General features: G+C 52.2%; 13 protein-coding genes and 1 pseudogene. 4 read left to right on the forward strand and 10 right to left on the reverse strand.

Annotation, left to right across the window (positions count from 1 at the left end):
* Positions 1-73: 73 nt before the first annotated feature.
* Complete coding sequence (gene rpoE / locus JFN88_RS04980; RefSeq protein WP_199018228.1) at positions 74-640, reverse strand: DNA-directed RNA polymerase subunit delta; 567 nt, start codon at positions 638-640, stop codon at positions 74-76.
* Positions 641-1,089: 449 nt separating this feature from the next.
* Here rpoE and JFN88_RS04985 point away from each other — a divergent pair, with 449 nt between their 5' ends.
* The gene (locus JFN88_RS04985) at positions 1,090-2,229 is read left to right on the forward strand and encodes a S8 family peptidase (RefSeq protein WP_233167413.1); all 1,140 of its coding nucleotides are present in this window, start codon (positions 1,090-1,092) and stop codon (positions 2,227-2,229) included.
* A gap of 88 nt (positions 2,230-2,317) precedes the next feature.
* Here JFN88_RS04985 and argS read toward each other — a convergent pair whose 3' ends face one another.
* A complete protein-coding gene (gene argS, locus JFN88_RS04990) occupies positions 2,318-3,997 on the reverse strand; it encodes an arginine--tRNA ligase (protein ID WP_199018230.1) in 1,680 nt (559 codons plus the stop codon).
* Entirely contained in the window at positions 3,994-4,440 is a 447-nt protein-coding gene (locus tag JFN88_RS04995; protein ID WP_199018231.1) for a YwiB family protein, read from the reverse strand. Before JFN88_RS04995 ends, argS begins: the two co-directional genes overlap by 4 nt.
* A gap of 162 nt (positions 4,441-4,602) precedes the next feature.
* Here JFN88_RS04995 and JFN88_RS05000 point away from each other — a divergent pair, with 162 nt between their 5' ends.
* The gene (locus JFN88_RS05000) at positions 4,603-5,379 is read left to right on the forward strand and encodes an AraC family transcriptional regulator (protein ID WP_199018232.1); all 777 of its coding nucleotides are present in this window, start codon (positions 4,603-4,605) and stop codon (positions 5,377-5,379) included.
* A 150-nt stretch (positions 5,380-5,529) separates the two neighbouring features.
* On the opposite strand, the gene JFN88_RS24770 is transcribed toward JFN88_RS05000, so the two are convergent.
* The 3 genes and pseudogenes from JFN88_RS24770 to JFN88_RS05010 all read right to left on the reverse strand — a co-directional run.
* Positions 5,530-5,655, reverse strand: coding sequence for a hypothetical protein (locus JFN88_RS24770; RefSeq protein ID WP_269846514.1), 126 nt, complete (start codon positions 5,653-5,655; stop codon positions 5,530-5,532).
* Positions 5,656-5,774: 119 nt separating this feature from the next.
* On the reverse strand, positions 5,775-6,644 hold the full coding sequence (speB, locus tag JFN88_RS05005; protein ID WP_199018233.1) for an agmatinase: 870 nt from the start codon (positions 6,642-6,644) through the stop codon (positions 5,775-5,777).
* Positions 6,645-6,669: 25 nt separating this feature from the next.
* Positions 6,670-7,222, reverse strand: a pseudogene (locus tag JFN88_RS05010) (spermine/spermidine synthase domain-containing protein); the annotation flags it as partial.
* Between the two features lie 286 nt (positions 7,223-7,508).
* Here JFN88_RS05010 and JFN88_RS05015 point away from each other — a divergent pair.
* Complete coding sequence (locus tag JFN88_RS05015; RefSeq protein WP_199018234.1) at positions 7,509-9,632, forward strand: transglycosylase domain-containing protein; 2,124 nt, start codon at positions 7,509-7,511, stop codon at positions 9,630-9,632.
* A 71-nt stretch (positions 9,633-9,703) separates the two neighbouring features.
* Here the strand turns inward: JFN88_RS05015 and JFN88_RS05020 are convergent, their stop codons facing one another.
* The 3 genes from JFN88_RS05020 to JFN88_RS05030 form a co-directional block, all read right to left on the reverse strand.
* Complete coding sequence (locus JFN88_RS05020; RefSeq protein ID WP_199018235.1) at positions 9,704-10,429, reverse strand: M50 family metallopeptidase; 726 nt, start codon at positions 10,427-10,429, stop codon at positions 9,704-9,706.
* Between the two features lie 5 nt (positions 10,430-10,434).
* The gene (locus JFN88_RS05025) at positions 10,435-11,298 is read right to left on the reverse strand and encodes an SDR family oxidoreductase (RefSeq protein ID WP_199018236.1); all 864 of its coding nucleotides are present in this window, start codon (positions 11,296-11,298) and stop codon (positions 10,435-10,437) included.
* A gap of 147 nt (positions 11,299-11,445) precedes the next feature.
* Positions 11,446-12,858: an MATE family efflux transporter gene (locus JFN88_RS05030; RefSeq protein ID WP_199018237.1), complete on the reverse strand. Its 1,413-nt coding sequence runs from the start codon at positions 12,856-12,858 to the stop codon at positions 11,446-11,448.
* Positions 12,859-13,017: 159 nt separating this feature from the next.
* On the opposite strand from JFN88_RS05030, the gene JFN88_RS05035 reads away from it, so the two are divergent.
* On the forward strand, positions 13,018-13,920 hold the full coding sequence (locus JFN88_RS05035) for an AraC family transcriptional regulator (RefSeq protein WP_199018238.1): 903 nt from the start codon (positions 13,018-13,020) through the stop codon (positions 13,918-13,920).
* A 224-nt stretch (positions 13,921-14,144) separates the two neighbouring features.
* On the opposite strand, the gene JFN88_RS05040 is transcribed toward JFN88_RS05035, so the two are convergent.
* Complete coding sequence (locus JFN88_RS05040) at positions 14,145-14,657, reverse strand: YwhD family protein (protein ID WP_199018239.1); 513 nt, start codon at positions 14,655-14,657, stop codon at positions 14,145-14,147.
* Between the last annotated feature and the right edge of the window lie 229 nt (positions 14,658-14,886).

Raw genomic sequence — 14,886 nt, forward strand, 5'->3', positions numbered from 1 at the left:
TGCTCTGTCAAGGGTAAACAAAACGGCAATAAAAAGGCGACTACAGGGGGTGGATTGGAGAGAAATAGAGGAACTAATTTTCCTCTTCCGACTCCTCTTCCTCTTCCGAGTCCTCCTCTTCGGATTCTTCTTCAAAATCTTCCTCTTCCGTTTCTTCATCCAGCTCTTCGTCGTCGATCATGCCTTCCTCGTCGACTTCGGACTCTTCTTCGTTCTCTTCAAAAATATCTTCACTGTCTTCATTGTACATATCGTAATCTTCATCGTCCGCTACAAAGGTTTCTTCTTCTTCATCTACAAAGATATCTTCCTCATCATCATCATCATCGTTAATGATGCGCGGACGCTTCGCATTACCAACCGGATCTTCAGAACGCTCAACCGGATACCAGCGCTTCAGCCCCCACATGTTGCTGCCTACACAAGCAAACCGGCCGTCAATGTTAATCTCCGTGTATACCTGGGCAATGACCTGATTGATATCTTCCTGGCTCAAGCCGCGGATCTTGGCAATTTCCAGCATCAAATCCCTATAATAATACGGTGTATTCGCTGCTTTCAACACCTCGAACGCCAGATCGACCATTGGCATCTCGCTAATCCGTTCAGGATTCAACTTCAAGGTTATTTCGCTGCTCATTTCCACACATCCTCTCACGCTATATGCTTCAGCTTTATCGCATGCCTTATCCATTATCAAACTATAGTAAAACCTATTTCCTTTAAAAAAGCAAGCGTAACAAAACCGCAAAATTTCAAGTCCGCTTAATTGCAGCATGTCCATTCCTTCAAGCGCGCAGACATCGGTATTGCAAACACACGCTCGAGCTCAAAAGCTTGTCCATCTCTATAAATGGAAAAAGCGAAGGAAACCCTTCGCTCCGACTGTATCCTACCCGGACCCATGCACATCTCCTGCAGGGCCAGATACCGGTGAGAGACCGGCTAAACTCTCACTCTATACTATGTCCGAAGCCACCATTTGACACGGCGCCAAGCCTATTTATTTCAAATCAGGCCACTTGCTCATTCCGATGGACACGACTGCTCATACAATAGCTCAGCATGGTCATCGGGAGGGGTGCTAAATTGGATTCAACCGCTTTTCTCCGTTGGCTGGACACGGCCACAACAGAAAATCAGCTCCATGCCAGGCAACGCATTATTCATTTTGAAAACCCTGCTGAATATCAGCGTTTTGCCCTTGCCTTGTCAGAATCAGTCAAGTCCTCCCCCTCGCTCGCTACCGTAAAGCCAATGCCTTTAATCCAGGCAGTTTCCTGCCGGATATCCGATGCAGAGCCGCTGCCGGATTGCCGCAGCATCTGGATGGAGGAAGACTGTCCAGTCAACGTGCATTCCACGGTCAAGAAGCATGCACAGCCTGGCGGAGGCATTCCCTGGGGCGTACAGCAGGTTAAGGCCCCGTCTGCCTGGAGCCGCACTACCGGTCACCGAATTAAGATCGGCGTCATCGATACAGGGGTAGACTTCAACCACCCCGATCTGCGCAACTCCCTGAACCGAGGCATTAATCTGTTGAACCGTTCCGAATTGCCTCACGATGACAACGGGCACGGGACCCATATTGCCGGCACCATAGCCGCTGCGAATCAGCCTAAGGGAATGATCGGAGTCGCCCCTCGCGCTACGATCTGTCCGGTCAAGGCCTTCGACCAAAACGGCAGCGCCTATGTATCAGACATTATTCTCGGTATTGACTGGTGTGTTCGCAACCGCATTCATATTATCAATATGAGTTTCGGCATGAAGTCGCGCAGTAAATCGCTGCTTAATGCCGTTACCAACGCCTATAATGCAGGGGTTATTATTGTCGCTTCCTCCGGCAATGACGGCCGACGCAAAGCTATTGACTACCCGGCCCGCTACCCGCAGACCATCTCTGTGGGGGCGACCAACAAGCTGCGCCGTATTGCGCTATTCAGCAACAGGGGCAGCCATATCGATATTTACGCGCCTGGGGACAAAATTATTTCGGCCTGGCTGCGCGGCAAATACAATGAAATGAGTGGCACCTCAATGGCTACCTCTCATGTCAGCGGAGCCATCGCCTTGCTGCTTGCCAAAAACCCGGGGCTGACCCCCTATGAAATTAAAGCCATTCTGAAACGGTCTATGCAGCCGCTGCGTGGCAGCAAGACTCCGCGGTCCACCGGAGAGCTTGATATTATGAAAATGCTAAAAGCAGCCGATAACGAAGCCCGCTGACAAGGCGCGTCCTGGGCGATTAGCAGCTTCCCGAATATAGGAAGCCGTTAATCATCCTCTCAAGCGCCTTGCTCAACGGGCTGTTCTCTTACATTCTCTCCGGGGCAGTTACACCAAGCAGACGCAGCACGTTGCCAATGGCCGTCCGTACAGCCGCCAACAGCGCCAACCTTGCAAGCGTCTGTCCACCATCCTCGGTAATTACACGTTCCGCTCTGTAGTAGCTGTGAAGCTGGGAAGCCAGCTCATACACATAGCGGACGATCCGGTGCGGCGCATATTGGGCAGCAGCCTCGGCGATTTCTTGCGGGAGCTCGCCCAGCTTGCGCAGCAGATCGAACTCCGCTTCCGCGGTCAGCTTGGAGAAATCGGCACTTGCCATTCCCTCTGTTGAAACACCTTGCTCCTCTGCTTGTCTAAAGATGCTGCAAATTCTCGCATATGCATATTGAACATAGAAAACAGGGTTCTCGTTTGAGGTAGAAATGGCCAAGTCCATATCGAAATCCAGATGGGAGTCCATGCTGCGCATGGTGAAGAAATAACGCATGGCGTCGACGCCCACCTCGTCCATCAGTTCCTCAACCGTGACCGCTTTGCCTGTACGTTTGGACATCTTTACCTTCTCGCCATTCTGGTACAAGCTGACCATCTGAGCGACAAGCACAATCAATTGATCTGGATTGTTGCCCAGGGCCTCCATAGCAGCCTTCATTCTTGGAATATAACCGTGATGGTCCGCTCCCCAAATATTCACGATCCAGTTGAATCCGCGCTCATACTTATTGCGATGATAGGCAATATCCGGTGTCAGGTAGGTGTAGCTGCCGTCATTTTTCACAAGTACGCGGTTCTTGTCGTCGCCGAAAGGCATCGTGGACAGCCAAGTGGCCCCGTCCTCCTCGAATACTTGCCCCCGCTCGCGCAGCGCCGCCAGGGCATCATCGATTTGTCCGCTTTTGTACAGGTCTGTCTCGCTATACCAGACATCAAAGCCTACGCGGAACCGCTCCAGATCACGCTTGATTTTGTCAAGCTCGCGCTTCAATCCGAATTCACGGAAGAATGCAAAGCGCTCCTCATCAGGCAGGCTCAGCAGACGGTCATCCTCCTGCTCGCGCAGTTCTTTGGCAAAGCCGATAATATCTTCTCCGTGGTACCCGTCATCAGGCATTTGAGCATCCATGCCAAGTTGCTGCTTGTATCTGGCTTCAATAGAGTAAGCCAAATTATTAATCTGGTTGCCTGCATCATTAATATAATATTCGCGGGTAACTTCATAGCCCGCAAAGTCCAATACATTGCACAGCGCATCTCCTACAGCTGCTCCGCGTGCATGACCCAGATGCAAGCTGCCCGTCGGATTCGCGCTGACGAATTCGATTTGCACGCTTTGGCCGGCTCCGGTATTCGTGCGTCCGTAGTCGTCACCGGCATTCAGCACGTCGGCAATAACCGGATACAAATAGCTTTTGTCCAGACGGAAATTAATAAATCCTGGTCCGGCAATCTCAGCGGAGACAATTCCTGCTGCTTTCTTGTCCAGATTGGCGATAATGGCTTCAGCAATCATGCGCGGGTTTTTTTTGGCCAGCTTAGTCAGTTGCATCGCGGCATTGGTAGCCAGATCTCCATGCGCCTTGTCTTTCGGAACTTCCAGTACGAAAACAGGCAGCTCTTGTTCCTCGACAAGCCCTGCTGCTACAACTGCTGACCCAATCGTTTGTTTCAAACGCGCATATGTCGTTTCCAATACATTGATACTCATTGTTCATCAACCTCCTGAATTTGCAGCCGGAGTTGAAACCGGCCGATATGCTGTCCGTTCATCCAGAGCGTATAGCTCCAGGCAATGTCAAGCGGCAGCTCCGGCGCCCCCTGTTCACCGTGATCGCCCTGCAGCACCGTGAGCTGCTCCGTGACAGTCTCTAATTTGAACTGAATTCCCGGGGTACTGTACGCCCCCGGTTGTCTCAGACCTTCTATAAAACGCTGCTCGGAGCGGATGTGGCCGCGACGGCTGATAGTCAGCTCGCCTCGGCCGATGCGGACCGTCGTGCGAACCGGGTCCTGCCCTTCCTCCCTCTCCTCGTACAGCACATATGCAGAGCGGGGCTTGGGAATCCACTCGCCTTCATAGTCATGAACGGTGACTTCATCTTCCTGACGGCTTTCCAGCCGGATGCGGACCTTGCGCTTTTTTTTATTCAACCGTATTCCCCCGCTTTCTAACGGTCTGGTTGGCATGAAGACCAAACCTCGTTATGATGGAAATAGCAAGCTTGACCAGTAACTGCGAGAAGGGAGAGTTGCGATATCGATTTCAGTCTGTTCCCCATTTTGGCCGACCTCGAGCGCAGACTGCCAGTTTATATGACCAGTCTCGGCGGCTGGATCAATCAGCCCCCAATAGAACGACCCCATGGCTTCAACGATTTTCAATGGCTGCAAACGACCAGCGGCAAGGGCCTCTTGCGAATTTCAGATCGCGAGATGACCGTATCCCCGGGGCAAGGCTTCCTGCTGCTACCTAATGAGGCACATGCCTATAGACCGTTGGTGGAGCCCTGGGGTCTGCGCTGGATTACCTTTTCCGGCAACCATGCAGCGCAAATTCTCAAAGACCTGGATCTGTTCAAGTCCGAGGTGTTCTATCTCAGCAACCCGGACGGGACCTTGAAGCATCTGCAAGAGATGATCCTGCTGCAATCAAATCCCCATCCGTCCACCGGACTTGAGGTGTCTGCAGAAGTCTATGCGCTGCTGCTGGACGTATACAGGTACGGCTCTCGAACAGAGCTTAGGTCCCGCAAGCAGCAGATGGATGTGCTTGCTCCGGTACTTCGCTATATGGAGCAGCATTACAGCCGTCTGATTACGCTTGCCGAACTGGCCGGCCTCCTTCAAGTCAGCCCCCAGCATATTTGCGTGCTGTTTCAGCAATCGCTGGGCGTCCGCCCGATCGAATACTTGACGCGTATCCGCATCCGAAAGGCCAAAGAGCTGCTGCTGCTTCAGCCTGACGCAGAGGTCAAATCCATCTCTGTCCAGGTTGGCTATGAGCATCCAAGCTATTTCATCAAGATGTTCAAAAGGCAGGAGGGTTTGACCCCGACAGCCTTTCGCAGCATCCGCCTGAATGCCTTTTAAACTAGACGCAAATAAACGCTTCGATATCCACAAAAAACCCCCGTCTCTTATACGAAAGAGACGGGGGTTAGCCGCGGTGCCACTCTTCTGGTATCGTCAGGCCAACCTGGCGATCCTCTCAAGACATGATAACGGAATGACCGGATCATTCTACGCAGAAGCATCTCCGCTGCTGGTACGAGCGGCCGCTTCCTTCAAATAATCAACTCCCAGGTGCGCATTATGCCGTGATCTGCGCCGGCTCCCACCCTCCCGGCTCGCTATGGCAGCATTCAAACGGCATATTCTCCTGTTCTTTGCTGTTTCCGATATAAAAATTGTGTATGTGAAAACTATATGCACATTTCTTATAAAAAGCAAGTGCTATCATCCTGGTTGTTGCAAAAAGTTGAAAATTACTTGATGAAGCCGAGCAGCATTTCTCTAATAACTTTGGAAGCGACGATCTGCGTCTGCTCCGTCGGATCGTATGCAGGCGCTACCTCAACCAGATCGCAGCCGACAACATTAATGCCTGAGCGAGCAATCGCGTGCACAGCTTCAAGCAGTTCCTTGGAGGTGATGCCGCCAGCTTCTGCTGTGCCTGTTCCCGGAGCACAGGAAGGATCGAGAACGTCAATGTCGATCGTCAGATAGACCGGACGGCCTGCAAGCTCGGGAAGCACCTTCTTAAGCGGCTCAGCTACTTCGAACGGATAGAAGTTAATGTTTTCCCGTGCAAACGCCCACTCCTCGCGGGAGCCGGAACGAATACCGAATTGATAGATGTTCTTGCCGCCGATAAGACCGGCAGCCTTGCGAAGCGGTGTCGAGTGCGAGAGCGGCTCGCCCTCATACTGCTCGCGCAGGTCCGCATGAGCGTCAAAATGAATAATCGCCAGATCCGGGTATTTGGCGTACATCTCGCGGAAAATCGGCCAGGAGACGAGATGCTCTCCACCCATGCCGACAGGCATCTTGCCATCCGCCAGCACGCCGCGGACGAAGTCTCCGATGATATCGAGGCTGCGGGCTGCGTTGCCGAACGGCAGCAGCAGGTCTCCAGCATCGAAATAGGAAATTTCCTCAAGACTGCGGTCCAGATACGGGCTGTATTCTTCCAAGCCGATCGATACCTCGCGAATCCGTGCAGGGCCAAAACGGGAGCCTGGGCGGAAAGACACCGTATAGTCCATCGGCATACCGTACAATACCGCCTTGGAAGCTGCATAATCCTCCGAGCTGAGAATAAATACATTGCCTGAATATTGCTGATCAAGTTTCATTTGACGTCAGTCTCCTCTGTCCGTATTATTTCACAAGATCTTCAACAAACTTCGGCAGCATAAATTGCCGCTTTGTGAAGACGCGGGTAATAGTATTTGGTATGTAGCTCCGGAATCGAAGCCTCGTCCACCTCAAGCGGACCGTACTTTTTGCTGCCCATCGTAAAGGTCCACAGACCACTCGGATAGGTAGGAATGTTCGCGCCGTATACGCGCACAATCGGGAATACTTCCTTCACATCTTTGTTCACACTCTTGATCAGGTCAGCTTTGAACCAGGGGTTGTCCGTCTGGGCAACGAAGATTCCGTCTGCCTTCAGCGCTTCGTGGATGCCCTGGTAGAACCCGCGGGTAAACAGATTGGCAGCTGGCCCTATCGGCTCCGTGGAATGGACCATAATGACATCATACGTATCTTTGTGGTTATGGATATGCATGAATCCGTCGTTCACGATCACTTCTACACGAGGGTTGTCCAGTTCCCCGGCAATGGTCGGCAAATACTTCTTGGAATATTCGATCACTTTGCCATCAATATCAACCAGCACCGCTTTTTTTACTTTCGAGTGTTTCAAGATTTATTCCGAAAGATTCGGTCTGCTTTTCTGTGTACCACAGTTCCATCTCGACAACTCCCTTCTGGTACCCTCAGTGTTTCTCCCGTAATTATAGTAAAACCCCAGCAAAAAGCAACTGTTGCCGGACAACTCTTATCTTTTTTTGCTAAATGGGATAGGGGGCTGGAATAGCGGATTAGCGCGTGAATAGACCCTTGGAAATTTTTCCATACTAAAAACAGAACCGATTGCAAATCTTCCGCACACCGCGGGTCTTCTTCATCACTGGTTGGGAGGTAGCTATTCCATGAGCAAATCGTCATCCCGTTTTTCCCCTAAGCAGCTCTTCCGACTGTTCGCGAAGCGCGAAAGGCCGCCCAGAACATTGTGGAGCAGACTAGTCCGACTGTTAAAGATAGCAGGGGCGGTCGCTCTGCTGTTTCTCATCACAATAGCAGGACTGCTGCTTTATTTGCGCTCTCAATCCCTGCCCGCGGCAGTAATCAGCCAGTCCTCGCAAATGTATGACTCCCAGGGCAATGTCATGGACACCTTCCTTGCTGGCGAAAACCGCAAATCGGTACGGCTGGATGCCATTTCCCCTTACCTTGTGCAAGCTACCGTTGCCGTAGAGGACCAACGATTCTATCAGCATTTCGGGTTTGACCTGAAGGGAGTGGCTCGCGCCGCCTTCGTCAACCTGGAGAACCGGAAGGCCAAGCAGGGCGCCAGTACGCTGACTCAGCAACTTGCACGCAACCTCTACCTTTCTCACGAGCGCACCTGGAAGCGCAAGCTCAAGGAAGCGGCGTATACGGTTCAACTTGAAACAACCTACTCCAAGGATCAAATTCTGGAGATGTATCTCAACCAGATCTATTATGGGCACGGCGCCTATGGTGCAGAGGCTGCCTCGCGTCTCTACTTCGGCAAGCCGGCACGGGACTTGTCCCTGGCCGAAAGCTCCATGCTTGCGGGTATTCCGAAGGGGCCAACATACTATTCACCCTTTAACAATATGAAGAAAGCCAAGGACCGCCAGAAGCTCATTTTGTCGATTTTGTCGGAAGACGGCTATATTACAGCCAACCAGGCCAAATCGGCCTTTGCGGAAATCCTCTCGTTCCGGACACTGGGCGACGGGCAGCAAGAAGGATTCGCCCCTTACTTCAGGGATTACATTCGGCTTATGGCTGTAGACAAGCTTGGAATTGATGAGAACTTGCTTAATGAAGGGGGCATTCGTATCTTCACTACATTGGACCCGGTTGCCCAGCGGGCTGCGGAGGCTGCCGTGGCCGAGGGTCTTCCCCAGGATTCCGAGCTTCAGGCAGCTCTTATCGCGATCGATCCCCGGACCGGCTATGTGAAGGCGATGGTTGGAGGCAGAGATTACAAGCAGAATCAGTACAATCGGGTACTTGCCAAAACGCGCCAGCCGGGCTCTTCCTTCAAGCCGCTCGTCTATATTACAGCGCTGCAAGAGGGCGGAATGACGCCCTTGACCCCGTTCATGAGCGAGCCGACGGCCTTTACGTACGACGAGGGCCGCTACACCTATGAGCCGCACAATTATAATGAGCGGTATTTCAATCGCAATATCGATATGCGTACTGCAATTGCCAGCTCAGATAACATCTATGCGGTCAACACGATTATGGCGGTCGGCGCCGAAAAAGTGATCTCCATGGCGCGCAAGCTGGGGATTGAGAGCGAACTCGACCCTGTTCCTTCTCTGGCGCTGGGAACCTTCCCGGTCAGCCCGTTCGAGATGGCGTCAGCATTCAGTACCTTTGCAAGTGCAGGAACACGTGCAGAGCCGACTGCAATACTGCGTATCGAAAACAGCCGCGGCGAGGTGATTTACGAGGCTTCGCCGCGCAAAGAACAGATCATAACCCCAGCGAATGCCTATGTCATCACCTCGCTGATGGAAAGTGTATTTGAAACAGGCGGGACCGGTAATCGGGTCTCTTCGGTACTCAAGCGTCCAGTGGCTGGTAAGACCGGCACGACGGCTGCCGATGCCTGGCTCGTAGGCTATACGCCGGAGTTGACTGCTGCGGTATGGGTGGGCTACGACAAAGGGCGGACCATCTCAGTGTCCGAGTCGCATAAGGCCGCGCCGATTTTTGCGAAGTTTATAGAGGGAGCACTGGAGTCGGTGCCGCCTAAGATTTTCCCTATTCCCGAGGGTGTTGTCAGCGTCTATATCAATCCCTTGACCGGAAAACTCGCCAATGCAGCCTGTGCAGACGAGCAGCGTCTGGAAACCTTCGCAGCCGGCACCGAGCCTACCGAATACTGCGCGGATGTAGAGAACGGGCCTGATAACGATAAGGCTGTTCATCAGGGAGAAGGAGCCGGGACGCTGGGCGAGCAGAAGCGCCAGTCCTGGTGGCAGCATCTCAAACAGTGGTGGGACAGCTAGCCACCACACGAATAGCCCCTTTCATTCGCCATTATACGTGAATGAAAGGGGCTATTGACCTTGCAACTGGCTTATTGCATCCCGCCATCATGACTTCGCGGCTGGCGCCCTTTTACAAACCAGCCCAAGGATAGTTTGGCGCAATATAATGAGAATACAGTGAACAACAGGGACCAGACCAGAGCCGGGACCGAAGTCGATTTCGCCAGATTGGCCGCATCCCCCGCAGCAGCAGGGTCAGTAACCGAATAGACTACCAGCACAAGCGGGCTTAAGGCTGCTTCCTCCAGGGTCAAGAAAGCCAGCAGCAGATAATAGCCTTTTAATAGCAGCTTTCCATATTGGTCCCACTTGCCGGGACGTGTGCCTGCATACAGCACAACAGCATTCAAAGAAATCAGGCCAAGAAGCCACCAAAGACCGAATCCCTCATGAACGAAGAAAATAACGCTCGCCAGCGCCACAGCCGTAATGAACAACAGTCCCGTCTTAAGATAGCGCTTATGATACAAATAGAATAGCAGCACCGATACGAGGGCCGCTGTCACATACCCCGCCATACTGACCGCCGCTATTCCCCAGGTGGAAGAGGAAGGCATCATGGAATAAGTGACGCCGCTATGGTCCGGATTCAGATCAATCCGCAATACATTGCCAGACAGCAAAAGCGTCGCCATCGCATGACCAAACTCATGCACCATCGTGTCCAGATTGCGAAAAAAGGAGGCGAACGGGATAAAGCGTGTCAAAATAGCCGAGCCCGCCAGGAACAATATCGTCTTCACCCATTTACTCATCGCAGCTATTTCCCGCCCAGAGCCTTGCGCAACATCCACTCCAGCCACTTCCACGGGAGGAGCGTCTTGCTCCATATCATCGCTGTTGACCCTTGACCAATCCTGTATCGCAGTCGCGGAGAGGACATCGCGGTAATTCGGCCGATCAACCGGGCGACATGAACCGGGTCCGGCGCAGTCTCGGCTGACTTCCTGGAATAGCGAAGCACCGCTTCAAGTCTGGAGGCGTATGGGGAATCCGGCTGGCGACGGATATTTTGCAATCCTTTATCCCAGATGGGCGTTTTGAAGGAGCCCGGCTCTACAAGCACCACCTTGACGCCTGTGCCCGATAGCTCATGACGCAGACTTTCGCTAAAGCCTTCAACGGCGAATTTGGAGGCTGCGTAAGGAGCATAACCAGGGAATCCGACCAGACCGCTTACACTCCCAACGTTAATGAGATGACCAGCCCCTCTTTGCCTCATTGCAGGCAGAACAGCTTTGGTGACCGCAACCAGCCCAAAGAAATTCGTCTCCAGCTGCGAACGCCAATCCTCCATCGGAATTTCTTCAGTAAAACCGCCAACCGCAAACCCGGCGTTATTGACCAGTACATCAATTCTCCCATAGGTTTGAAGCGTTCCTGTGACAACCTCCTCAATCTCCGCCTCGTCGGTCACATCCAGCTCTACGTAATGAAGATGCTTCTCCACGCCTGCTGCTTTTGCTTTTTGCCTCAATTCATCCGATCTTGATAGATCGCGCATTCCTGCCACGACCAGATAGCCCCGCTCAGCCAATTCCAGCGCAGTCAGCAACCCGAAGCCGCTGGACGTACCGGTAATGAGCGCTACCGGATTGGCAGCCGTATATTTATCCTGTTTCATTGGTATGCCCTCCTGTGTACTTCATCTTATGCACACTGTACTGCATATCGACTCACAGTTTCAACTCCTGAATAAGAAACACCCCTAGCCTGTTTAGACATAAGGAGCTGCAGCCGTTGGCCATAGATTGCTGACAGCATAACCGGGTCAGACTTCAACAATAACGCCCGACTCAGCTTGGCGGCCGACGGCCAGCTCTTGCTCCCGTTTCAGCGACTCTTCTCTGGTACGCAGATATTTGCGGTCTCTCCAGCGGAAAAAGGACAGCACGCCCCGCAAATATTCATCTGCAATCATGCAGGCATAAATCGCGACAATTCCCCAGCCCATGGACACGCCTAAATAATAGGAGAAGCCGGTTGCTACAATCCACATCGAGAATAGCGAGATGACCATCGTGAACCGGGTATCCCCGACCGCGTTGAGCGCATTGCCTAGCGCCATATTGATCATTTTCCCAGGCTGGAGCACCAAATTCAGCAATAACAAGGAGGAGCAAAGCGCCAGAATGTCGGCATCACTTGTGAATAAGCCAAGTACATACTTACCCAGCAAGACCACAATCAAGGCATTGACGGTAACCAGCGGCAGCCCGACCACAAGCGCGCGGTATAGCGAATTGTAGGCCTCTTTGGTTTTGCCCGCCCCGTACTGGTTGGCAATCTGGATTTGCACGGCCAACGCCAGAGAATAACCGAGCAGAAAGCAGAACGACTCCAGCGTATTCATATAGGTCCTGGCGGCCAGCTCCAACGATCCGAGAATGGCGAGAAAGGAGAAGATCGCCAGCTGTGAAAATACCCAGTTCGCCATGCTTACCCCAAGCGGCCAGCCGATTGCCATCACTTCCTTAAACAATTTGCCGTCGAACACCCGAATATCCTTGATCTCGATCCTGCGCTGGAACGCGCCGAGAAAAATAAAGAGCAGCACAAACGTAGCCAGCAGCCGGCTGGCTACAGTAGAGATCGCCACTCCGGTCAAACCCATCTGAGGGATTCCAAGCGCTCCGAATATGAAGCAGTAATTCAAAATAATATGGATGATGTTCATGCCTACCGCCGTATACATCGGGGCTTTGGTATTGCCCGTGCTGCGGATGGCCGTGCTGAGCGCTGTCATAATCGCCGCCAGAATCATTCCTCCGCCTGCAATTGCAATATATGTTTCCGCCAGCGGCAGCAAGTCGTGCGGCAGTTGCAGCATGATCGCAATGGGTCGCGGGAATAGAACCAGCAGCATACTCAGGCCAAAACCGATAGCCGCGCTGACCTTGAGCGCAATAATCGCCACAGTCCGCGCTTCCTCCTCTTTCCGCGACCCGAGCTTCTGGGCAATGACGATGCCTGCCCCGCTGGCCACCGTCGCAAACAGCGTCGTAAGCGCATTGAAGAGCTGGTTGGATATCCCGACCACAGCAACTGCGTTGTCCGATATCCGGCTGACCATAAGTGTATCTACAGCCCCTATTAGAAACTGCAAGAATAATTCAATAAAGATCGGCCATGCCAACAACCACAGGGAATATTTAGTTTTTTTGCTCTTGTCTTGAATTTTCATTATTACAACCCCCTGCACTTAGGAGCTAACCTGTTTCCCATAATCAAACTTATTAACCTGAAACAAATTATAGATGGTATACTCTGTTTGTTGTATCAAATTATCAACTCAATCTTTCAATATTCCAACTGGAAATTATTCACCTTGGAGGGCGCCTTCATGTCCGTTATTCTATTCACCGCACCGCCGCTCCCGCATTACATTGTGAGCGGGAAAACGCCAATGCCTATCGGGTCCAAGCATCCAAACCGCCAGAATATCGGGATCTTCGATCTCCTGATTGTCACCAAAGGCTGTCTTTACGTCGGAGAAGACGAGCATGATTATGAGGTTGCACAAGGATATGCGCTGCTGCTGCGCCCCGACAAACACCACTACGCTTATTCAGGTTGTCTGGAGGAAACGACCCATTACTGGCTCCATTTCAATATTCTTGGGGAGTGGACGGCAATCGGGGAAGAGACCTACAGGTCAGAGCGGGATACAGCCTTTGAGGAGGAAACGCAGCGGCCAGTCCGACTCTCCGCATTCTCCACGACTTCGTATACAGTGGCGCTTCCTCAATTCGTGAAGCTGGCACAGCCCCAAAAATTGACCGAAGTAATAGATCAGCTTATCATGATGGATCAGAGCACTCATTTGTCAGGTATCCGGCTCAAGCAGCAAGCGCTGTTCCAGGAGGTTATCCTTTTGTTGTCGGCATCACTCCGCGCCGGCACCCCTTCTCCACAATCCGTATGCGCCGAGCGGGCCGCGTCGTATTTGCGGGAGAATTACAAGGAGAGCTTCTCTGCGAAAAGGCTCGGGGAGAGCATTAATTTCCACCCGGTCTATATCGCCCGCTGTATGCAGAGGATGTTTGGCTGCCCGCCCGCTGTCTACCAGTTGCAGGTCAGAATTGAGCAGGCCAAACTGCTGCTGTTGCAGACCAACCTGACTGTGGAACGGATCGCCGAAGAAGTCGGGTTTAACCAGCCTGCCTATTTCACTTCTTCTTTCACCAAAATAGAAGGACTCTCCCCGCGCAAATACCGCCAGCGTTTCACCTGGACACGGGAATAGCAAACAGACCGCATGACACAGCAGCTGTACGCAAAAGCCGAGCGCCGTTCCCGGCACCAGCGTTCATGTAGAAACCAGCTTTAACTGTAATGCGGTCTACCCGTAAAGCTTATGACTTGATATATAAGTTAAACGAACGGATGTCAGCAGCGCCTCCATATGGAAGGTTCTTCACATCGCTGTTGTTTCTTTCCTCGAACTTATATAGTTGCCTCCGGCAGCCGTCAACCTCCAAGCGCTACCCGTACTTCTTCGGAGTTGTTCCACCATTCCTCATTATGGTTGATGAGCAAATCGCGCAGCAATCCCTGTTCTTTGGTTCCAAGATTATCGATCATCACCCGGCGCTTGATGGCATAGTCCAGACGATTGACATGATCAGCGAGAATCTTCCAGCCGCGACGGGCCTCGGTATCAATCCACATCTCGCAAGCCGTTGCCCCGGCATAATACGAACCCTCTTCACTGCGGTCCACCGCTACCCAGACAATCCAGCATTGGCGGCCATTCGGGACATCCTCACGGTTGGTGCTGAATTTGATGCCGCGCTCGATTTTACTCTTGGCATGCATCGCCCCAATATCAATGTAAGCCTCGTCGCCATCTATAATAATGCAGGATACGGAATTCAGATCAATGGAACCCGCCCCAAAGCCCTTGTGTTCTTTCTTGCTGACCACGTTCAGCGCCAACGATTTTTTTTCCTTCTTCTCCGGCTGATTGCCTTGTTCCGTCATAACGGCACACCCCTTCCAAATACATGATCCAGGCACAGCACAATACATGCGTCTATTTCCAGCGCAAACGGCTTTGCCGGCTTATGACGGGCAAAAGCTTCGTCCCTCGTAGACTATATGTTCTAAAAAACCGCTCAAGGCACGGCTTTACAGGCTGTCCTCAGAATAATTCCATTTTAGCTAATATTCCGGGAAAAGCCAACATATACATGCTGTAGATGCTTGTCAA

The sequence above is a fragment of the Paenibacillus roseus genome (assembly GCF_016424485.1).
Lineage (GTDB): Bacteria > Bacillota > Bacilli > Paenibacillales > Paenibacillaceae > Paenibacillus_D > Paenibacillus_D roseus.

Bases quoted from the DNA above. Each gene is read 5' to 3' on its own strand.
- rpoE (WP_199018228.1), bottom strand. From the start codon at position 640: ATGAGCAGCGAAATAACCTTGAAGTTGAATCCTGAACGGATTAGCGAG.
- argS (WP_199018230.1), bottom strand. From the start codon at position 3,997: ATGAGTATCAATGTATTGGAAACGACATATGCGCGTTTGAAACAAACG.
- JFN88_RS05000 (WP_199018232.1), top strand. From the start codon at position 4,603: ATGACCAGTCTCGGCGGCTGGATCAATCAGCCCCCAATAGAACGACCC.
- speB (WP_199018233.1), bottom strand. From the start codon at position 6,644: ATGAAACTTGATCAGCAATATTCAGGCAATGTATTTATTCTCAGCTCG.
- JFN88_RS05015 (WP_199018234.1), top strand. From the start codon at position 7,509: ATGAGCAAATCGTCATCCCGTTTTTCCCCTAAGCAGCTCTTCCGACTG.
- JFN88_RS05020 (WP_199018235.1), bottom strand. From the start codon at position 10,429: ATGAGTAAATGGGTGAAGACGATATTGTTCCTGGCGGGCTCGGCTATT.
- JFN88_RS05025 (WP_199018236.1), bottom strand. From the start codon at position 11,298: ATGAAACAGGATAAATATACGGCTGCCAATCCGGTAGCGCTCATTACC.
- JFN88_RS05030 (WP_199018237.1), bottom strand. From the start codon at position 12,858: ATGAAAATTCAAGACAAGAGCAAAAAAACTAAATATTCCCTGTGGTTG.
- JFN88_RS05035 (WP_199018238.1), top strand. From the start codon at position 13,018: ATGTCCGTTATTCTATTCACCGCACCGCCGCTCCCGCATTACATTGTG.
- JFN88_RS05040 (WP_199018239.1), bottom strand. From the start codon at position 14,657: ATGACGGAACAAGGCAATCAGCCGGAGAAGAAGGAAAAAAAATCGTTG.